The following is a 19,414-nucleotide window of genomic DNA, read 5'->3' on the forward strand; positions in this document are numbered from 1 at the left end:
CCTTCCAAGAAAGCTGAATTTCGCTCCCAGTAGAAATCCCAAATAATTTCAGCTCAAATTCATTTAACTTTTTTATCATGCAATGAAAGAGCACATCTCCACAAAAATGATTACACATATTAATAGATTTTGTCACAAAATTGCCATAGCATCACCGAATAATACACAACAGGGGTATAGTATAATTATTGTTAATTACATACATAACAAATTAAGGGGAGATTATAATGAAAATCGCTATTATGCTCTATGATGGGATTACTGCATTAGATGCTATTGGTCCATATGAAGTATTTGCTTCGACAATGAATAGTAACGTAAAGTTTGTTGCTAAAAATAAAGGATTAATTAAATTAGATTCGAAAATGGGCTATCTACATGCCGATTACAGTTTTACTGAGGTAACTTCAGCTGATATTCTTGTTATCCCTGGATGCCGTCCACCTAACTATGCAAATCCGATGAATGATGAAGAAACCCTAAACTGGATTCGCCACATACATAAAACTACTAAGTGGACCACAACAGTATGTACCGGTTCTTTAATATTGGGCGCCACAGGTTTACTAAACGGCATCAAGGCCACCAGTCATTGGAGTTCTTTTGACCTACTTCGTTCACTTGGGGCTATTCCAACTGAAGAGAGAGTTGTTCGCCATGAAAAAATCATCACAGCAGCTGGTGTATCTGCAGGTATTGATATGGCTCTCCAGTTAGTAGCTTGGGAATTTGGAGATGACAAGAGCAAAGCAGTCCAGCTCATGTTAGAATACGACCCACAACCTCCTTTTGATACAGGTTCGCCTAAAAAAGCACCTGCTCCATTGTTAAAAGAATTAAGTTTGATGCTCGAAGAGTTTGTAAAGAAGGATTAAATACAGAAGTTCTATAAATCAAGAAACTTTCATTCAATCCTGGAATGTATTGGGTAAACAACCCTTATCCTATCGCTAACGAATCCACATTCATTAGCGATAGGATTCCAAAGTAAAAACACTACTCCCGTACACAAAATGAAATTCAATAAATAAACTAACATGTACAGGAGTATTACCACTTACACGCCAAACTAATATTTAGAAATATTACTCGTAAAATAACCTACTAATTTCTTGACCTCAACAAACCCTACTCCTCCTATCCCAATAAATATTCCATTATTAGAAAGTACATTTCATTCTTTGTTCACTTTTTCAAACCTGCAATACCTACAAAATCTTGCATACTTTTCACAATTCTTTTTGCACTTGTAACAAATTTTTTTTGCATTTCCCTACCTAAAATTGCTAATATAGTAGAGTAGAACTTTTATAGAGAGAAGGAAAATTATGCGCAATGGAATTAGGATGACAACTTTAGTGAAAAGAGCTATGTTGATCTGCGTCGGGGTATTGTTTTTATACGAAGCAGTATACGGGTCAACACATATTGCTCTAGCGAGTACAGAGGATGAAGCAAAATCTGTTCAACTTGTAAGTGAAATTCAAACATCCTTTACTCCAAAGGAAGCGCCTAAGCAATATAACGGGCAAGTTAGAAAAGTCGCTTACTTAACATTTGACGATGGTCCTGGAAAATATACGGCTGAGCTGTTAGATATGTTAAAGAAAGAAAATGCAAAAGCTACATTCTTCCTAGTTGGTTCAAACGTGAAAGCCTTCCCTGATCTTGTAAAACGTGAAGATGCTGAAGGCCACTATGTTGGGATGCACAGTATGACTCATAATTATAAAAAGCTGTACACAGAAGGTCATTACGTAGATGAAATGAAGGAAGACCAAGGCTTAATCACTGGAGTTCTAGGGAAATCACCAGTATTAACTCGTCCAGCATACGGATCAATGCCTGGATTAAATGAAGCTCTTCGCAACAAAGTTGTTGAAAATGGTTTAAAAGTTTGGGATTGGACAATTGATTCATTAGACTGGAACTATAACAAAATGCCAGTTGATGCTGCATCTGTTAAAATCGTAGAAAACGTTCTAGCTGGTGCTACAAAGCCAACAGAAGTTATCCTTATGCACGATATTCATCCACAATCAGTAAAAGCAATACCTGGTATTATTAAAGGACTGAAAGAAAAAGGGTATGAATTAGAAAGCTATCAGGAGAATGAACACTTCCCATTAAACTTCTGGCACGATAATCGTATTTAATAAAAAAGACTTGATTCTCTTAAATGAGTATCAAGTCTTTTTTATCGTTTTGGGAAATTCCTTTGTTGCTCCTCTAAAGAACGAATAATGTTCTCCCTCTCATCTTGCGTCATACTGATAACGAATGAATACTCATCTTCCTTACACCATGAAGATTTAATTTCATGTGATAAACAAATTACAATATGAAACGTTCCTTCTTTTTCTTCCATAAATTCAAACGCTAAATTTGGTTCTGTGAAATCTAGTTCGTTATATTTAGGGTTTGGTAACGATTGAAACCATTTTATTATGTATTGTAATTCGAAAGTTTCTAAACAAGGATCTATCGTTTCAAAAACACTATTTTCTTCTGACAGTTTCACTTTTACCATTAGCCAATTACGATCACACGTATTATTTGCATTTTCAAGCTGGTATTTTACAACACCTAAGTGTAATGATATTTTTTCATTTTGAAAAATCATGAATAACTCCCTTCTACCTCTGAATCCTTTGTTTTATATAGTTTTGTTAATTTCGATACTTAAAATTTTACTAGTTTCTTCTAATCGTTTTTTAATACGTATGAATTGTTTAAAATTATTATCCTTTGTACATGAAATAAATTTGCTTTGCAATATAATCTGAACTAAAGTGAAGGCCATTCCTTATCCACCACATGATAATACCTACCAATGAGGCTGTTTTAATATCAACTGCAACATAATCATCTGGTAAATCCTTTTTCGTATTCTCTCTTCTCGTTTCTATTAATTGCTTTATAAATAAAAATAATTGCTCCTCAAATTGATTCATTTTAAATAAAATAAATAAATAATTTCGGTGGATATATAAATAATCAAGCAATTGGGTTAACTTTTGTTTTTCTGATAAATCTTTTGCATGTATTAAATCAACAATTTTATTAGAAAGCTCACTCAAAATCTCATTCGTGATTTGGTCTAGTAAATCTTGAATGTCTTGATAATGTAAGTAAAATGTTGTTCGATTTAATCCTGCTTTTGTTGCGACTTTCTGAACCGTTAAGCTTGAAATAGTAGGATTCTCACATAGGAGAGAAAAAACAGCATTTTTAAACATTTTTCTTGAACGAACTGTACGAGGATCTTCTTTTTTAGGTGTAGACATTTTTAAACCCCTTTATAGATTTTTCCTTTACTTTCTCGACAGTGCATACTCTCTATGTCGAGTAGTGAACATTTTCAAAAAAACTGTTCATGGTCAAAGAAAATATATTTTGTTACCATTAATTTTATCGACAAAATGTCGATAAATCAAGACAACAATGAAGGAGTTTACCAATGCAAAAGGAAATATCAGAAAGAAACAAAAAAATTATATTAGTTGTCCTCATTACCGGTTGTTTTTTATCAACATTAAATCAGACGCTATTAAATGTGGCAATGAGTAATTTAATGAAGGTATTTGATGTTACTGCTGCAACAGTACAATGGCTATCGACAGGATTTATGCTCATAAATGGTGTTCTAGTACCAATTACTGCATTTTTAATGAAACGATTTACAACACGGCAGCTCTTTATTAGCTCGATGCTCTCTTTGTTTATTGGGACTGTTCTCTGTGCATTCGCCATGAATTTTGGCATTCTGTTAACAGGAAGAATGATTCAAGCAGTTGGGGCAGGAATTATTATGCCACTAATGATGACTGTTATTTTATATTTATACCCTAGTGAAAAGCGTGGAAGTATTATGGGTACCATCGGCTTCGCCATCATTTTTGCGCCAGCCATCGCTCCAACATTATCTGGCTTTATCATTGAATATGTATCATGGAGATGGCTATTTATTGGATTAGCTCCATTTGTATTCATTGTTATTATTCTCGCACTTAAATATTTAATGAATGTTGTAGATACAACAAAAGCAAAATTAGATATCGTAAGTGTCATTTTATCAACGATTGGCTTCGGTTGTGTTATATTCGGATTTAGTAGTGCAGGAAGCAAAGGTTGGGATCATCCAGTTGTTATTACAACAATTATCATCGGTATAATCGTTACAACTTTATTCTGTTTACGTCAAATAAAGTCTAACGATCCATTATTAAATTTATCTGTATTTAAGTATAAAGTTTTTACTCTTACATCAGTCATTAACGTACTCATTACGATGATTATGTATGCGGATTTAATTCTATTACCAATTTACTTGCAAAATGGACGGGGTTTCACTGCATTTGAATCAGGCTTACTTCTATTACCTGGAGCTGTGATTAATGCCTTCTTATCACCTATCACAGGGAAAATGTTTGATAAATACGGGGCGAAACCTCTCTTTATTACAGGCTTAATATGTATCATTATTTCGATGTGGGGTGTAATTCATTTGACCGAATCCACAACTTATATGTATTTAATGGTTCGTACCATTATTCTACGAATTGGGTTAAGTTTCATTTCGATGCCTTTAAATACAGCTGGGTTGAATGCTTTGCCAAGAGAATTAGGTTCACATGGTTCAGCAGTGAACAATACGATTCGCCAATTAGCAGGTGCTATTGGAACAGCAGTTATCATCACGGTTTATACAATTCAATCAACTTCACATATTTCACAGTTATCTAGTGAGAACGGAAGCATATCAGCTATGCAATTAACGAAATTATCTTCTATCTTCAGCTCAAGTGATGCCTACGTATTTATGTTAATCTTATCTTTTGTAGCTTTGATTATTGCATGTTTTATGCCTAAAAAAGTAGCACTCCAAAAACACGAAAGCGAATCTTAAAACAAAAAAACCTAATCGTATTCCATACGATTAGGTTTTTTTATTATTTATTTCGTTTCCCCGTCTTCAGTTGTCTTCACCTTCGTTTTATTTTTATCACGATGGTTATAGTTGTACTTAGAACGATCTACTGGGGTAAATCCTTCCGGTGTGTAAAATCGTAATAAGTCGCCATTAACAACTTGGTCCGAGTATTTTAGTGATTTTTGAACCATTTGTTCATTTTGTTTTATTTCATCTGTTATTTCTACAGGTTTGCCTGTCGCTGTATCATAGTATTTTCCGTACAGTGCAGTAACTGTTGGGCTTACGTAGTTACCGTTACGGAATGCAACAACTTGTTTATGCTCTGGTGATAATAAATCTGAGCCAAATTGGACATAATTTTTCGTATCTGTACCTAGTAAGTGTAATAACGTTGGAAGCACGTCAATTTCTCCGCCGTATTGATGTTGTACGCCGCCTTTCATCCCTGGTACGCGAATGATTAGAGGTACACGTTGTAATTGAGCATTTTCAAATGAGTTCATTTCTTTACCCATTATTTGAGACATTGCTGCGCTATGATTATCTGAAATACCGTAATGGTCACCATACATAACGATAATTGAGTTATCGTATAAACCAGATTGTTTCAAGTAATCCATGAAGCCTTTTACAGACTCATCTAAATAGCGTGCTGTTTGGAAATACGTATCTACAGAAGAGTCACCTGTTTTCGCTGGTTCAATCGTTGCTTCCGCTTTATCAATCGGATAAGGGAAATGGTTCGATAGCGTAATGAACTTCGTATAGAACGGTTGTTTTAACGTTTGTAATAACGGAATTGATTCATTAAAGAACGGTTTATCTTTTAAGCCATAGTTTACTACATCTTTTTCGTTCATATCATAGTATGACGCATCAAAGAATTTATTAAAACCAAATGATTTATAAATATCATCACGATTCCAGAACGTTTTGTAGTTTCCGTGGAACACTGCTGATGTGTATCCTTGTTGACCTAAAATAGCTGGTGCTGATTGATACGTGTTATGAGCTTTATTTGTAAAAACAGATCCTTGTGGCAATCCAAACATTGAGTTCTCTAACATGAACTCCGCATCAGATGTTTTACCTTGTCCTGTTTGATGGAAGAAGTTATCAAAGTATAACGTATTCGCATCTTTTGTAAATGAGTTTAAGAACGGTGTAACTTCTTGACCATTTAATTTGTAATTAATTAAGAAGTTTTGGAATGACTCTAAATGAATATAAATTACGTTCATTCCTTTTCCTTTACCAAAATACTCAGGATTTGGACTTGCATAAGTTGATGTAAGATAGTTTCTAACCTCTGTCATACTATCTCCATCTGCTAATGCGCGTTCTGTTGATGCTTTCGCACTTTGAATGCCATCATAAATCGTATAGTTGTACGCCCCTAAATATTTCACGATATAATTGCGGTCAAATGTTCTTGTTAGTAATTCAGGACGGTCAAATTCTGCAAGTCCTAAGTTAATACTAAAGAATAAAATACCTGCTACAAATACTAGAGATAATTTATGCTTCGCAACACGAATTGGTTTAGGATTTACAAATTTCGTTGCGACTAAAACAATTAAAATGATTGTATCTAAGAAATATAGTGGATCATATAAGTGTAGCAATGCAAAAATACTACCACCTAAATCTCCAAAGTTATTCGTTTGTGTTAATGTCGGGAACGTAATAAAGTCGCTGAAAAAGCGATAATATACTACGTTTGCGTATAAAAGTATAGACATTAACAAATTAATAATAATTAACCAAATGTAAGCTCGTTTCCCTTTTGCGAATAATGCAAGACCTAAAAATAGAACTGCTGAGCTTAACGGGTTGAAAAACAGTAAGAACTTTTGGATTGTGTTTGATATCCCTAAATTAAATTCTGTCACATATGCTGCATATGTTTTTAACCATAATAAAATAACGGCAAACACGAAAAATCCAAAGTGATTGCTTAACACTCGCTTACTCTTTAATAGTAGTTGTTTCATCTCTCCACCTCTTTTGATCATCCAAGGCTTATTTTGTTATAAGTCTGTCTCTCTATTCAATTTTTCTTCTTCTAATAGATTTTTTCATTTAACTATATGAAGAATATTAGTAATTATAATTTGAAGCTTTTATTTATTCAACTATTTCTTTTTAAACATTTTGACCTTGGTTTCTATTTAACAAAATACATTTGTAACATTTCCTGTTTTCTCCCAAGACTCATCCACTAATTATGACACCACATACTATAAACCTTTATTTATTCATTCGCAAACAAATCTATCTCCAATTTTGGTACATTCATGTAATAGAACCAATTCTACAAAAAAAAGTGTAGTTTGGACGATTTGTCAAACTACACTTTTTATACCAACTTATCCTTTATAGCTAACTTCCCCTGTTTCAACTAATTCCTTTAACCCCATAAACATTAAATTCCATCCATGCTCAGATCCGTCATGATACTCTTTAAGCGCTTTTTCAACATCGGATTTTGTCCAATTTTCTTCATGAGGAACGATAATATTTTGTAAAAATACCATTTCAGGTCCTTGCTGTTTCTTCTTAATTGCAACTGTAATTGTATCTTCTAATTCATTAAATTGTGGCATTTTAAATGTAAACACTAACTTTTCTGGTCGATTCATTTCGATATATTCCCCAATCACGCGATAATCTTTACCATCACGATGATCGATAATTTCCCAATTCCCGCCTACTTGAGGAGTATTTTTCGTTACTTTATTCGTTTCTTCCAATGTAAAAAAACATTTCTTCATCATTTCGGGGTTTATCCATGCTTCAAAAATTTCTTCAGGTGCAACATCAAAATTCCTTACCGTCGTTAATGTTATTCCTGAATAATTATTCACTTTAGTACCCCCTTTATTTAAATACAAGGATAGTATTCCTTTTCAAAAAAACCCTCGCTCTCATAAAGGAGAGCGAGGGTTTTTATCATTCATTATTTACCTTTATACATTGCATCTACTTGTTTTTGAAGTTCTTCATTTTCTAAGAACTCATCGTACGTTGCTTCCTTATCGATTACACCGTTTGGTGTTACTTCGATAATACGGTTTGCAATTGTTTGTACGAACTGATGGTCATGAGATGTGAATAAAATTGTTCCTTTGAATGCGATTAGACCATTGTTTAATGCAGTAATAGACTCAAGGTCTAAATGGTTCGTTGGATCGTCAAGTGTGATTACGTTCGCACCACTTAACATCATTTTAGATAGCATACAACGAACTTTTTCTCCTCCAGATAATACAGCAACGTTTTTCTTTACTTCTTCACCAGAGAATAACATACGGCCTAAGAAACCACGTAAGAAACTTTCTGATTCATCTTGTGGAGAGAATTGGCGTAACCATTCAACTAAGTTGTACTCACTGTTCTCAAAGTACTTAGAGTTGTCTCTTGGGAAGTACGATTGAGATGTTGTAACACCCCATTTGAATGAACCACTATCTGGCTCCATTTCACCCATAAGGATTTTAAATAATGTTGTCATCGCAATATCGTTACGACCGATAAATGCAACTTTATCACCTTTATTCAAAGTGAAGTACACATTATCTAACACTTTTTCTCCGTCGATTGTTTTAGAAAGACCTTCAACAGTTAATAAGTCATTTCCTACTTCACGCTCTGGTGTGAAACCAACGAACGGATAACGACGTGATGACGGTTTAATATCATCTAATGTAATTTTATCTAATAATTTTTTACGAGAAGTCGCTTGCTTCGCTTTAGATGCGTTTGAGCTAAAGCGCGCAATAAAGTTTTGTAACTCTTTTACTTTCTCTTCTTTTTTCTTATTCGCATCTTGTGTTAATTTTAATGCTAATTGACTTGACTCATACCAGAAGTCATAGTTACCAACATAAAGTTGAATTTTACCGAAATCAAGGTCAGCCATGTGCGTACACACTTTATTTAAGAAATGACGGTCATGGGATACAACGATAACTGTATTTTCAAAGTTCATTAAGAAGTTTTCTAACCATTGAATCGCTTTTAAGTCCAAGTGGTTGGTAGGCTCATCTAGTAATAGAATGTCAGGTTGACCGAATAAAGCTTGAGCAAGTAATACTTTTACTTTCTCTGCCCCAGTTAATTCAGACATTTTCTTATCATGAAGATCTTCACCAATACCTAGGCCTTTTAGAAGGATTGCAGCTTCTGACTCTGCTTCCCAACCGTTAAGCTCAGCGAACTCACCTTCAAGTTCTGCAGCACGCATGCCATCTTCATCACTAAAGTCTTCTTTCATGTAAATTGCATTTTTCTCTTGCATTACTTTGTAAAGACGTGTGTGACCCATAATTACTGTTTCTAATACAGGGAACTCTTCATATTCGAAGTGGTTCTGCTTTAATACTGCTAGACGCTCACCTGGCGTAATATGTATGTCACCTGTTGATGGTTCAATTTCTCCAGATAAAATCTTTAGAAATGTTGATTTACCAGCACCATTTGCTCCGATTAAACCGTAGCAATTACCTGGCGTGAATTTTATGTTAACATCTTCAAACAATTTGCGATCTGCGAAACGCAAACTAACGTTACTTACTGTAATCATTTGTTTCCTCCTACTAATACCGCTGATATCAGCGTTTTCTCACCGAATGTCTCAAATGCCGTAGATTACGACTCACTTATTTTAGACTATAACTATTATATAGTAGAACTTAGATGAATAGCAACGATAGATTAACTTTCTACAATTTTCATGTTTACCCATGTTTCTGCATCGCCTAATGATTTCAAATATTGTCGTTTCACTAGTTAGTTTAACATAAAAAAGGCACCTCTTTTTAACATGGAGGTGTCCTAAAGAAATTCTATTAAAATTTCTAGAGTTCATTATTTCAACTTATATTTACAGTTCACTACATATCCTTCTATTTCCTATACACCGAATTCCTTCTTTGTTGTCTTCCTCTGCTGCTTGTGACCTTTCTTTGTAAAGAGTTTATATTATTGGCTCTTGTCTACGTTTTAAAGCTGCTTTCACCGCATCTAATGCATCTACTCTGCCATACCCAAACCAAGGACTCCAAGTTCCATCATTACTTCCAATATCAATAAATGTGCCTTTATCAAATGGCGGAATTGGTGATATATCCCATGAAATGTCCCTATCGAAAGGACTTGGAGGAGTCTTTGGATAACCTTCAAAGTTCAAATTTTTAGAAGCTGTGCTTTTTAGAATAGAAACTACTTCTAGAGCTGATAATTGAGGATTTGCTGAGATAGTTAAAGCGGCAATCCCTGCTACTAAAGGGGTAGCACTAGAGGTTCCTCCAAAGCGACTTGTTACGTTTTCTGGTATACAGGCCCCATGCAGAACTGGGATAGATCCTGTTGCAGTTGTAATTGGTATCCCCTTTACAGGCATTCGAAAATATTCGTGCAGATTACTACTAGGAGCTGAGATTGAAAGCCCTGATCCATAATTTGAATAATGACTTCTTTGTGCTGTACTGCTGAGCGCTCCTATAAATATAACTCCAGGAATACCAACTAAAGAGTGATGAAAATTTTTAGCTTTCTTTACCCCTATCCATGAGCCATTCTCCCATCCATCAGTATATGGCACTTCAACTAAAGCGTTGTGCTCAATTGGACAATTCTCATTTCCTGCTGCCCACAAAAAGATGATTCCCTTACGTCGTCTTCCACCAGTTGTAGCTAATTCCGTAATTTTATCTAAGACTTGAGTGGGCCAAGTTCTTTCAGGACTTCTACCCCATGAATTTGATAATATATCTATTTTATCAGCAATATAATTTAAAACGGTCATTAATTTAGAATCACTTATAAATAACCCTTCTTCTTTCGACTCCCATTTAATAGGTAAAAGTCTACACCCCGGTGCTGCTCCTACAGTAAATTGTGCATCGACTTCCGCTGCTACAATCCCTGCACAAGAGGTACCATGATTTTTACATTTAATATACATTTGTTGTTTCTGAAAATCACTATCTGAGTTGGTAAAAAGACGTTCATCTTTAAAGTATCCATAACCAGCAAACTTATTTGATGAATTAAAATCAGGATGATCTATTTTACATCCATCATCCGTAATACCTATAACAATATCTTCACTACCAAAGTGACCAAGAAGTTTCCAGGCATCCTCACACCTTGTAGAAGAACGTGAATCATACTCTGTATTCCGGAAGTGCGTATGTAAATGCCATTGCTTGGAATAAGCTTCATCACGTGGAATTTCCAAATCATATGTATGCATCTGATGATTTAAGTCATGATCTGCTGATTCTACAATTGTTTCTTCTTCCATAAGCTTAACAATTAGTTTGATTGGATTCATATCAGTAGCATTAGTAAGCTGAAAGAGATAATTATAATCATCATATTTCTCTAGTAATAATAATTTATAACGTGAAGTGAAAAGAGTAGTTTCTTCTTCAGAAATCACTTTGCGAAACTTTACAAAAATACGATCTGTAATAAGAAATTCATCGTTTGTTTCGATACGATAATATGCATGATGTGCTGGGGCCATTTCTCTTGCTATATTCATCAAATGGTCAAGGTTACTTTCATCTGTGGTAATACGAAAAGATGCTGGAGATACTTGCTCAACGTCTAAGAGTGTATCTACTTTCTTTAAATTATCAGGATTTGTTCTAATTACAAATTGATTCTCTTGTTTTTGGAGTATAACCTTTTTTTCTGCACGGTAAGTATACAATTCTTGTACCATCTAACCATTACCTCCTGATTTAAAGGAAACGTTACTCAAATTTTTATTAATTAATACATAAACTAGATTACAAATTCCCTTTATAGATTACTAACTGTAGTGTCAAAAAGCTATTTCTTGACACTTGTTCAGTAGTTCATACTAGATTAAGTCTTTCTACATTATTAACAAAGCTAACCTGTTTAAACATATTTTTCATTTTACATTTCCACTTACTTTCATAATCACTTTGTTGAATCATGTTTACTCTTTCCAAATGAACGGTATTTATGTATATAAAAATAGCTGAATTAATGTCAGTTTGTAAAACAACTTAAAGAAAATCACTTTTCTTTTCAATTTATTTGTATAGTAAGATAATTATTACCCTTGTTGCTTTATAATACTAAGCAATAACCCATTGCTACCATTAGAAATATATTTTATCTCCATCAAATTACAAAGGATTTCAGGCACTATAAGTTCATCCCTCTTATCTCCAATTAATCCCAATGCAATTAAGTGATTAATCACATTGGATAAGGGAAAATATACTTCCTGAAGGTTATTATATACAGATGATATATAAAGTTAATTAATCAGGATACTTATATTTAATACGACTACATCAATTGTTGAAAGAAAACTTACTTAAACTTGTTATTGATAAGGAGAAAAATAAATGAAGCAACTAAAAAAATTAGACGAATTTTCATTGGAGGAATTACAGCAAGAATTAAAATTACGAGAGTCTACAGAAGAAACTTTAGTACATGCTAATAAAACTTATAATAATGACCTTCAGGACTACTCAACAAGTGATATTTATGAGGCCGTTAGAGAAAAACAATCTGTTATCTACGGTACAGACGATCGCAAAGATATTTTTAAGATTGTTGACGAAAAAATTCTTAAAGATGCAGAAAGTGTAGTTGCTCTGTTTAGTGATACGGATATTATTGATAATGGCGATGGTACGTCTACTATTCAAACACAGAATTTTGGTGAAGCTAAAAATTTATGTTCAAGTGAACCATTTCAAGATCAACCAATTGGTGCATTTTGTACAGGATTTCTTGTTGCACCGAACATCATTGCTACAGCAGGACATTGCGTTCATAATAATGATTTAGCTACCATTCGATTTGTTTTTGGATTTCGTATGAAAGATGAATCGAACGCAGAAACCCATATTAAAAATACAGAAATATATAAAGGGATTAAACTTATTGGGCGAAAACAAGAGGAGGCTGGAGGGGATTGGGCATTAGTTCAACTTGATAGAGCTGTAGAAAATCATCCACCTGTTCAGATTCGTCGAAAGGATAAAATGGATGATGATCAAGATTTACATGTTATAGGACATCCAGTAGGACTTCCTATTAAATATGCCGGTGGAGCAAAGGTAAGAAAAAATAATAAATCGGCTTTTTTTGTAGCAGATTTAGACACATATGGTGGGAACTCAGGATCCCCAGTTTTTAATAGCAATACCCATGTAGTAGAAGGAATTTTAGTCCGTGGAGAAGATGATTTTAAAGAAGTTAATGGCTGTCTAATCTCAAATGTTTGTAATGATGATACACACTGTCGAGGAGAAGATTGCACAAGAACAACAGAAATTGCTAGTCATATCCCTGAAGACATTATCTAATTATCCTCTTTTAATAAAAGAAAGAACCCTAAAAGGTCGTTGAAAAGACCTTTTAGGGTTCTTTAGCTAGACTACTACTTTAATTCGTATCAAGGTGTATATACGTAGCATCAACTAAGAGGTGGAAGAATTCTTATCCCAAGTTAGTTAAGTTTGTTTTCATCCGCTCATTTTATAAACTGTTCTAAACTGATTAAACCAACAAATTCATATCCTTTTTCTTCCCTGTTCGGTTTTAAAATAACTGTATCTAAAAAATTTAGACATTGCTTCTCATCGTCAATTCCTTGGCAAATTATAGATTTATTAAACCTATAATCATGAGCAATAAATACCCTGTTTAATTTGTCATTAGGTACCACTTCAACTATTTTTATTAATTTTTCTTTTACTATTTTTTGTTCTTCATTTGGATTTTCAATACCTAAATAACTAATGGAAACCAGCTCATCAATTACTTTAATATTTTGATCGCCAAATGCAAGTATCCCTGTATCTTTTGTTCGGCAATAGGGACTTGTATATACAGGATTTTGAATGGGTAACTTTTGTTCCTTGAAAATGCTTCCTATCTGTTCTGCTTGTTTTCTTCCCTACGGAGTTAAGTTACTCTGTGTTGTACTATCTCCAATAATTGCTCTTTTCCGTGTCTCCGGTTCTTTTTCTCCATGTCTTAAATATAAATTATATCCACCAGCTTGAATTACTTTGAATAATAAACCTAAATCTTCATTATTTTCTATATTAAACAATTTTCAATCCTCTTTTTCTATTTGTTAGTTTTTAATCCTTCTAGTATGTTTGGACAAGTTATATTTATAACAAACTACAATTTCTTACACATAAAGGTTAAGCTACTAAGTAGAAGAAAAAAATTTTCTTATTAATTTATAGGCATGTAGCCATTTATTTATTTAAGAGCACGGATAAGTTGCTCTAAGTTTGGTCTGTTCCCTATTCGTTGCGTTTTCGGACTCATTGAAGCATCTTGTTGTAAAGAACCAGTATTTCTAAGTAGATTTCTCATATTTCTAGGTGTTAAAGGTGCTTTATTTCTAGCCAATAGAATCCCCTGAAGACATGCTATAGTTCCTGCGATTATAGGAGCTGCGCTAGAAGTGCCATTAAATTTATCTGTATACCATGTATCTTCATTTGAACCACCTTGTAAATCTCCTTGAGATTGATTAATTCCACCAGTTGTTGTTACTTCATCTCCCCATCCTTGAGCATCGAACATGGAACCATAATTTGAAAAAAATAATCTAGATCTATCTGGCCCATGGTTTCGACCATGGGTTCCTGGGGGTGGGGCACCTGCACCTACAACTATTGCTCCTGAATCGCTACTTTTACGATTGAATGGATTTGTCCATGTACTAGGAAAGCCTACTGCCGGTTTGTTATATAGGGGATCATCAAGATTTTCTGATCCATTACCACCAGCTTCTACAACCACAATTCCACGAGATGTAGCGTATTGTATCGCTGCAAGATCATCAGGCCACCATTCAATTGGAATATAACCACTTTGCCCTTTTGGAGATTGAAAATGAAATCGAGGTCCTGGGCGATGAATTTCAATTAAAATAATGTCTCCCGATTTAAGTAGATTCGCAGCTTGTACAATTGCATTGGATGTGCTTTTTTCGCTTATATTGCCATTCTTATCAAATACAGATATTGCTCGTATTTTGGCTTCTGGACATATGCCTGTGATACCAAAAGAATTATCATCTCCACTCATTACTCCTAGAACGGATGTACCATGATTTCTCAAATGCAAGTCTGCTACAGAACTATTATCTATAACACCACCCTGATTATCTTTTAGGTCTTCATGAGAGAAACGCCACGCGCCTTCGATATCAATAATATTTACCCCAGCTCCTTTTCCTCCTGGAAGATTCCAAGCTGAGTGTACATTTATTCCTTCTGGAGCATTTCCTAAATAACCTTGGTTATTTATAAAACTAATTACACTATTGGTACTATCATTCACAAGAGTATTCGTAGCTAGTCGGGATAACTCAGCTGAAGGCTTTATGTAAGCACCTTCAATTTCCGAGTTATTAAGAAGTTTCACAACTAAATCTTCAATTTGCTCATCTGGGACGAAGGCTTTATAAAACTTAGATAGTTCTTGTGTTTCCTTATTTACTTCTAGCGTTAAAAGATTCTTATTAGCTATTGAATTAATATCAAATAAAGGTTGAATATTAATTTCCTCATTAGCTAAAACATTTTCAAACATATAATCAGAACTTGATATAAATGCACCTTCCTTCTTATTCATATCTAAGTTAGTCTGTGAACTTGAAATTATAATAAGTTCATTTTTCAAGTTAACTCCTCCAATAGTTTTAAAATTAAATTCAAGCTATTCAATAGAAACGTTTTATTATCCTCTAAACAAGTTGTTTTTAACTTTAGCTACTTTCGCTTCTAATATGCATACTAAAAGATTTCGATGTCATATCTAAACATATTTAACAATATGCAGTATAGTTATCATCCATATATCTATAAATATAGCTATCTTTATATTGATAACTATTTGACTGAATGTTTAAAAGGGGGTTTTTACCTTTTCATTAGTTAGAATGATGTACGAATCTAATAAAAGGCGTTGTTTTTATGTGTCAAAAGCATAGTAAGTGTAAATGCAGTTTTATCCATAAATCTATTTTATCTAAAATAGCGATATTCAAGGTTGATGGAACACAATTAAGTATTAAAAATAGGATTACCATTAGACGTTTCAGAAAAAATAAAAAAAGTAATAGACAAGTATCAAATCTGGGAGCTAAACGATGAAATTATTGGAAATAATACTTCCCCTCCCCCAAGTATTTTCTATTACGAGTTATCATTAGAAGGAAATGGAAAACAAAAAAACTTTATCTGTAACGATATAACTGCTTCTGTGGAACTTCGTCCATTATTACAGGAACTTGCAATGAACCATAAATTAGACTCACATTGAAACAAACACAAATGAATTTTTGGTATGTAGTGGGATTATACTTTTTCAATGTAAATACAATGCCTGATTTAAATGAATTATCTGGTTATATATAGTTCTTTCCATTGTAGTATCTACTATTAAAATCTAATATATCTTGGAGAAATTCAAAGAAGTATAAAATAATTAATTCTTCTTTTGAAACTTTATTGTATAGTCTTCTATATGCTTACAGATAATGAGATAGATGCACCTAAAATTAACACATCATCAAACATTGACAAGAAGGTAGGGATTTCCAATAAAAATACCAACAACTATTGGACTGAAAAAAATTCTAAAGGCGAACCGGTAAATGATTTTAAAAATTTTCTTCAGAGATTTGGCTACTTTGAAGGAAAACAGAATGAAGCTACAGTACGACAAATGAAACTACCACGATGTGGATTCCCTGATTTACTTGAAGAATCAGCAAACTTTGCTGCTCAAGGGAACAAATGGAATAAAAGTGATCTTACTTACAAATTTGTAAAATTCACTTCAGACTTATCAGAAGATGAAGTTCGTACAGCAATCGCTACTGCGTTCAGCCTTTTGGGTGCCGTAACTCCTTTAACTTTTACAGAAGCTACAACAAATCAAGCAGATATTTTAATTTCTTTTGTTACAGGTGAGCATGGTGATAATAATCCATTTGATGGTACAGGAAATGGATTAGCGCATGCCTATTTTCCGCCTCCTAACAGTGGGGATCTTGCAGGTGAAGGTGACGCACATTTTGATGACAGTGAAGCATGGTCGGTGAACTTATCTTCATCAGGTATTGATCTTGTGACTGTAGCTGCTCATGAATTTGGTCACTCTCTTGGTTTATCTCATTCTAACGTTCAGGGTGCACTGATGTTCCCAAGTTATAGTGGACCTCATAGATCGTTACATCAAGATGATAAGGTAGGAATCCAATCTATTTATGGTCCCAATGCCTAAATCCTATTATTAAATGATTAACTATATGTTTAAAAAATATACAAATAATTTCACATTGTATTTTTCTCTCCTAAAGGAACGAGAGCCTTTCATTACTGTGATTCTTGCTATGAAAGGTAAATTGTATTTTAGTATAGCTGGACATAAAAATTCGGATAATACCACAGTCTTTTCATAACTAGGACATCTAAGCACTTTACCAAAACATCTCTATAAACAAGTAGTCCAGCTACTATACGCTTTAGCCTACACATCTGGTAATAGATAGTATAACTTTTACATTTTAATATTACACTTAATATAATTTTTCAATAAATAGGTGCTTTAACCAATTATTCTTGCTAACAGCTGCACATGAGCACATTTTTTCACATGCAATTAAAAAGAAAGGAGTAGTATCATATGACACAAAATCAATCAAATATTCCAGAGGATGAATTTTCAACCTTATTAATGAGTAAAAGTGAACAAATAGAAATTCTAAATCAACTTAGTAAAAACAAAGAAAATATTGAAAAAGATACAAAAGAATACTTTGATGAAGAAGCAGAGAAACTTACTTTAGATACCTACTATAAAACGATTAATTTTGAGCAATTAAACCCTCAAGAATTATTTAAAGTTTTACAACATTTGTTAGAAAATACACATAATCCAGTTAAGTACAATCCAGCTCGATTTTTATATAATTGGGTAGATTTGCAATCGAATGGAAAGCTCAAAAGTATTTACTCTGGAAAGATTAGAAATCCTGAGGAAGTTATTACTGAAGACTTTAACATAATAACAAAAAGAAAAAATGAATTAGATACACTAGTCGCAAATGAATCATTTAAAAAAGATGAGCTAGAAAATCACAAAAAGCGTATTGAACACAATAATAAACTTAACTGTGAACATGTAGTACCACAATCATGGTTTAATAAACAAGAGCCAATGAGAGGTGATTTACATCATTTATTCGCTTGTGATCCACCATGTAATTCAATGAGAAGTAACTATCCCTACCATGATTTCTTAGACTATGAAGGTGAGAATGAAATAAAAGGTATTAGACAAGAGTGTGGAAAAGAAGAAAGACATTTATTCGAGCCTGAATACGCTAAAGGTATAGTAGCTCGGGCTACTTTATACTTTTTGCTAAGGTATCCAAATAAAATAACAAACGATCGAGAAATAGAAATTAATATTGAATTATTACTTAAATGGCATGAAAAATACCCGGTGAGTATTTATGAAAAGCATCGAAATCAAAGTATTCAAGAGATTCAAGGGAATAGAAACCCCCTTATAGATTTTCCAATTCATGCTCGTAAGATTGATTTTTCAGTAATCTCTTCTTGATTTTTTGCAATGAAGAGATTATTTACTAGCTAAATTTATCTAGCAAAGAATCTAATTGGATTCAATATTTTTCAAGGAGTTGAAAAATTAATGGGATTACTTAATTATGGTGTATTAAAGGGAAAAGTAAAACAATTTCAGATTGATAATGACAACAAAACCCCACACATGCATGTTAAAATTCAGGGTGAGAATACTAAGACATACACAATTATTATTAATGTTAAATCGAAAAAGGCCCCCTCAGAAATACTATATTATGCAGGAGAAAATTTCAATTCAGAACAAATAACACATCTTCCTGATTTAGAATATGGTTTTACACCTATCGGTGATTCAAATTCTAATATTGCACTTGACTATATTCGAGGAAATTTACTTGACCCTTGTACCATGGTACCACTGCCAGTAAATGCAGCTGGCAAAGATAACGATTTAAAAGAAAAATTAGAACTTTATATGTCAAGGGCTCAAAAACCCGAGGTTGATATTTACGCTTATGGAGATAAAATTCCTCCCGGAATTCATGATGTACATATGAATCAAGGAAATGTAGAGGAATTCTTTGAAGATGATGGAATTTGGCAAGATGGTGGAGTACTTCTACATTTTAAGAATACTAACAACTGGGTTGCAATCTTCTTAGCATTTCAATCTCAGTCTTGGTGTACGGATGATGATGGTCATGCTACTAAGCCTGTTGAGGAATGTAACCATAAAAGTGGTTGCTAATTGATTTACGATTTTAAAATATTACTGAATACTCCCCCACCAACACATATCTTAAGGTGGGGGCTTCTTTATGTATTAGAA

15 protein-coding genes are annotated in these 19,414 nt (G+C 33.5%); 7 read left to right on the plus strand and 8 right to left on the minus strand.

Features of this window, described 5'->3' with window-relative positions; translation table 11 throughout:
* The first annotated feature begins 227 nt into the window (after positions 1–227).
* Both DJ93_RS26740 and DJ93_RS26745 read left to right on the plus strand, forming a co-directional pair.
* On the plus strand, positions 228–875 hold the full coding sequence (locus DJ93_RS26740; protein WP_042984057.1) for a DJ-1/PfpI family protein: 648 nt from the start codon (positions 228–230) through the stop codon (positions 873–875).
* Between the two features lie 453 nt (positions 876–1,328).
* On the plus strand, positions 1,329–2,156 hold the full coding sequence (locus DJ93_RS26745) for a peptidoglycan-N-acetylglucosamine deacetylase (RefSeq protein ID WP_042984058.1): 828 nt from the start codon (positions 1,329–1,331) through the stop codon (positions 2,154–2,156).
* Positions 2,157–2,197: 41 nt separating this feature from the next.
* Here DJ93_RS26745 and DJ93_RS26750 read toward each other — a convergent pair whose 3' ends face one another.
* Together DJ93_RS26750 and DJ93_RS26755 are read right to left on the minus strand one after the other, a co-directional pair.
* Positions 2,198–2,623 (minus strand): WapI family immunity protein, encoded by a 426-nt coding sequence (locus tag DJ93_RS26750; protein WP_042984059.1) that lies wholly within the window; start codon positions 2,621–2,623, stop codon positions 2,198–2,200.
* A 118-nt stretch (positions 2,624–2,741) separates the two neighbouring features.
* The gene (locus DJ93_RS26755; protein ID WP_042984060.1) at positions 2,742–3,287 is read right to left on the minus strand and encodes a TetR/AcrR family transcriptional regulator; all 546 of its coding nucleotides are present in this window, start codon (positions 3,285–3,287) and stop codon (positions 2,742–2,744) included.
* 173 nt (positions 3,288–3,460) lie between these two features.
* Between DJ93_RS26755 and DJ93_RS26760 the strand changes: the two genes are divergently transcribed.
* Entirely contained in the window at positions 3,461–4,909 is a 1,449-nt protein-coding gene (locus tag DJ93_RS26760) for a DHA2 family efflux MFS transporter permease subunit (RefSeq protein WP_042984061.1), read from the plus strand.
* 47 nt (positions 4,910–4,956) lie between these two features.
* Here the strand turns inward: DJ93_RS26760 and ltaS are convergent, their stop codons facing one another.
* The 4 genes from ltaS to DJ93_RS26780 all read right to left on the minus strand — a co-directional run bounded on the left by ltaS (position 4,957) and on the right by DJ93_RS26780 (position 11,672).
* Entirely contained in the window at positions 4,957–6,930 is a 1,974-nt protein-coding gene (gene ltaS, locus DJ93_RS26765; RefSeq protein ID WP_042984062.1) for a lipoteichoic acid synthase, read from the minus strand.
* Positions 6,931–7,305: 375 nt separating this feature from the next.
* Positions 7,306–7,803, minus strand: a complete 498-nt coding sequence (locus DJ93_RS26770; RefSeq protein WP_042984063.1) for an SRPBCC family protein — start codon at positions 7,801–7,803, stop codon at positions 7,306–7,308.
* Positions 7,804–7,895: 92 nt separating this feature from the next.
* Positions 7,896–9,521 (minus strand): ABC-F family ATP-binding cassette domain-containing protein, encoded by a 1,626-nt coding sequence (locus DJ93_RS26775; RefSeq protein WP_042984064.1) that lies wholly within the window; start codon positions 9,519–9,521, stop codon positions 7,896–7,898.
* A 393-nt stretch (positions 9,522–9,914) separates the two neighbouring features.
* Positions 9,915–11,672, minus strand: coding sequence for a S8 family serine peptidase (locus DJ93_RS26780; RefSeq protein ID WP_042984065.1), 1,758 nt, complete (start codon positions 11,670–11,672; stop codon positions 9,915–9,917).
* Positions 11,673–12,333: 661 nt separating this feature from the next.
* Here DJ93_RS26780 and DJ93_RS26785 point away from each other — a divergent pair.
* On the plus strand, positions 12,334–13,305 hold the full coding sequence (locus tag DJ93_RS26785) for a trypsin-like serine peptidase (RefSeq protein ID WP_042984066.1): 972 nt from the start codon (positions 12,334–12,336) through the stop codon (positions 13,303–13,305).
* 593 nt (positions 13,306–13,898) lie between these two features.
* Here DJ93_RS26785 and DJ93_RS32915 read toward each other — a convergent pair.
* The gene (locus DJ93_RS32915) at positions 13,899–14,057 is read right to left on the minus strand and encodes a hypothetical protein (protein WP_161785266.1); all 159 of its coding nucleotides are present in this window, start codon (positions 14,055–14,057) and stop codon (positions 13,899–13,901) included.
* A 158-nt stretch (positions 14,058–14,215) separates the two neighbouring features.
* Entirely contained in the window at positions 14,216–15,649 is a 1,434-nt protein-coding gene (locus DJ93_RS26795; RefSeq protein WP_117287894.1) for a S8 family peptidase, read from the minus strand.
* 846 nt (positions 15,650–16,495) lie between these two features.
* Here DJ93_RS26795 and DJ93_RS26800 point away from each other — a divergent pair.
* From DJ93_RS26800 to DJ93_RS26810, 3 genes are all read left to right on the plus strand, one after another.
* Positions 16,496–17,257 carry a matrixin family metalloprotease gene (locus DJ93_RS26800; RefSeq protein ID WP_241484332.1) on the plus strand — a complete coding sequence of 254 codons (762 nt, stop codon included), beginning with the start codon at positions 16,496–16,498 and terminating at the stop codon, positions 17,255–17,257.
* Between the two features lie 402 nt (positions 17,258–17,659).
* Positions 17,660–18,601, plus strand: a complete 942-nt coding sequence (locus DJ93_RS26805; RefSeq protein ID WP_042984068.1) for an endonuclease I family protein — start codon at positions 17,660–17,662, stop codon at positions 18,599–18,601.
* Between the two features lie 90 nt (positions 18,602–18,691).
* Positions 18,692–19,333 (plus strand): YukJ family protein, encoded by a 642-nt coding sequence (locus DJ93_RS26810; RefSeq protein WP_042984069.1) that lies wholly within the window; start codon positions 18,692–18,694, stop codon positions 19,331–19,333.
* Positions 19,334–19,414: the final 81 nt, after the last annotated feature.

Source organism: Bacillus clarus, from assembly GCF_000746925.1.
GTDB classification, from domain to species: Bacteria; Bacillota; Bacilli; order Bacillales; family Bacillaceae_G; genus Bacillus_A; species Bacillus_A clarus.

Coding starts and splice junctions, on each gene's coding strand:
- DJ93_RS26740 (WP_042984057.1), top strand. CDS start 228: ATGAAAATCGCTATTATGCTCTATGATGGGATTACTGCATTAGATGCT.
- DJ93_RS26745 (WP_042984058.1), top strand. CDS start 1,329: ATGCGCAATGGAATTAGGATGACAACTTTAGTGAAAAGAGCTATGTTG.
- DJ93_RS26750 (WP_042984059.1), bottom strand. CDS start 2,623: ATGATTTTTCAAAATGAAAAAATATCATTACACTTAGGTGTTGTAAAA.
- DJ93_RS26755 (WP_042984060.1), bottom strand. CDS start 3,287: ATGTCTACACCTAAAAAAGAAGATCCTCGTACAGTTCGTTCAAGAAAA.
- DJ93_RS26760 (WP_042984061.1), top strand. CDS start 3,461: ATGCAAAAGGAAATATCAGAAAGAAACAAAAAAATTATATTAGTTGTC.
- ltaS (WP_042984062.1), bottom strand. CDS start 6,930: ATGAAACAACTACTATTAAAGAGTAAGCGAGTGTTAAGCAATCACTTT.
- DJ93_RS26775 (WP_042984064.1), bottom strand. CDS start 9,521: ATGATTACAGTAAGTAACGTTAGTTTGCGTTTCGCAGATCGCAAATTG.
- DJ93_RS26780 (WP_042984065.1), bottom strand. CDS start 11,672: ATGGTACAAGAATTGTATACTTACCGTGCAGAAAAAAAGGTTATACTC.
- DJ93_RS26785 (WP_042984066.1), top strand. CDS start 12,334: ATGAAGCAACTAAAAAAATTAGACGAATTTTCATTGGAGGAATTACAG.
- DJ93_RS26800 (WP_241484332.1), top strand. CDS start 16,496: ATGCTTACAGATAATGAGATAGATGCACCTAAAATTAACACATCATCA.
- DJ93_RS26805 (WP_042984068.1), top strand. CDS start 17,660: ATGACACAAAATCAATCAAATATTCCAGAGGATGAATTTTCAACCTTA.
- DJ93_RS26810 (WP_042984069.1), top strand. CDS start 18,692: ATGGGATTACTTAATTATGGTGTATTAAAGGGAAAAGTAAAACAATTT.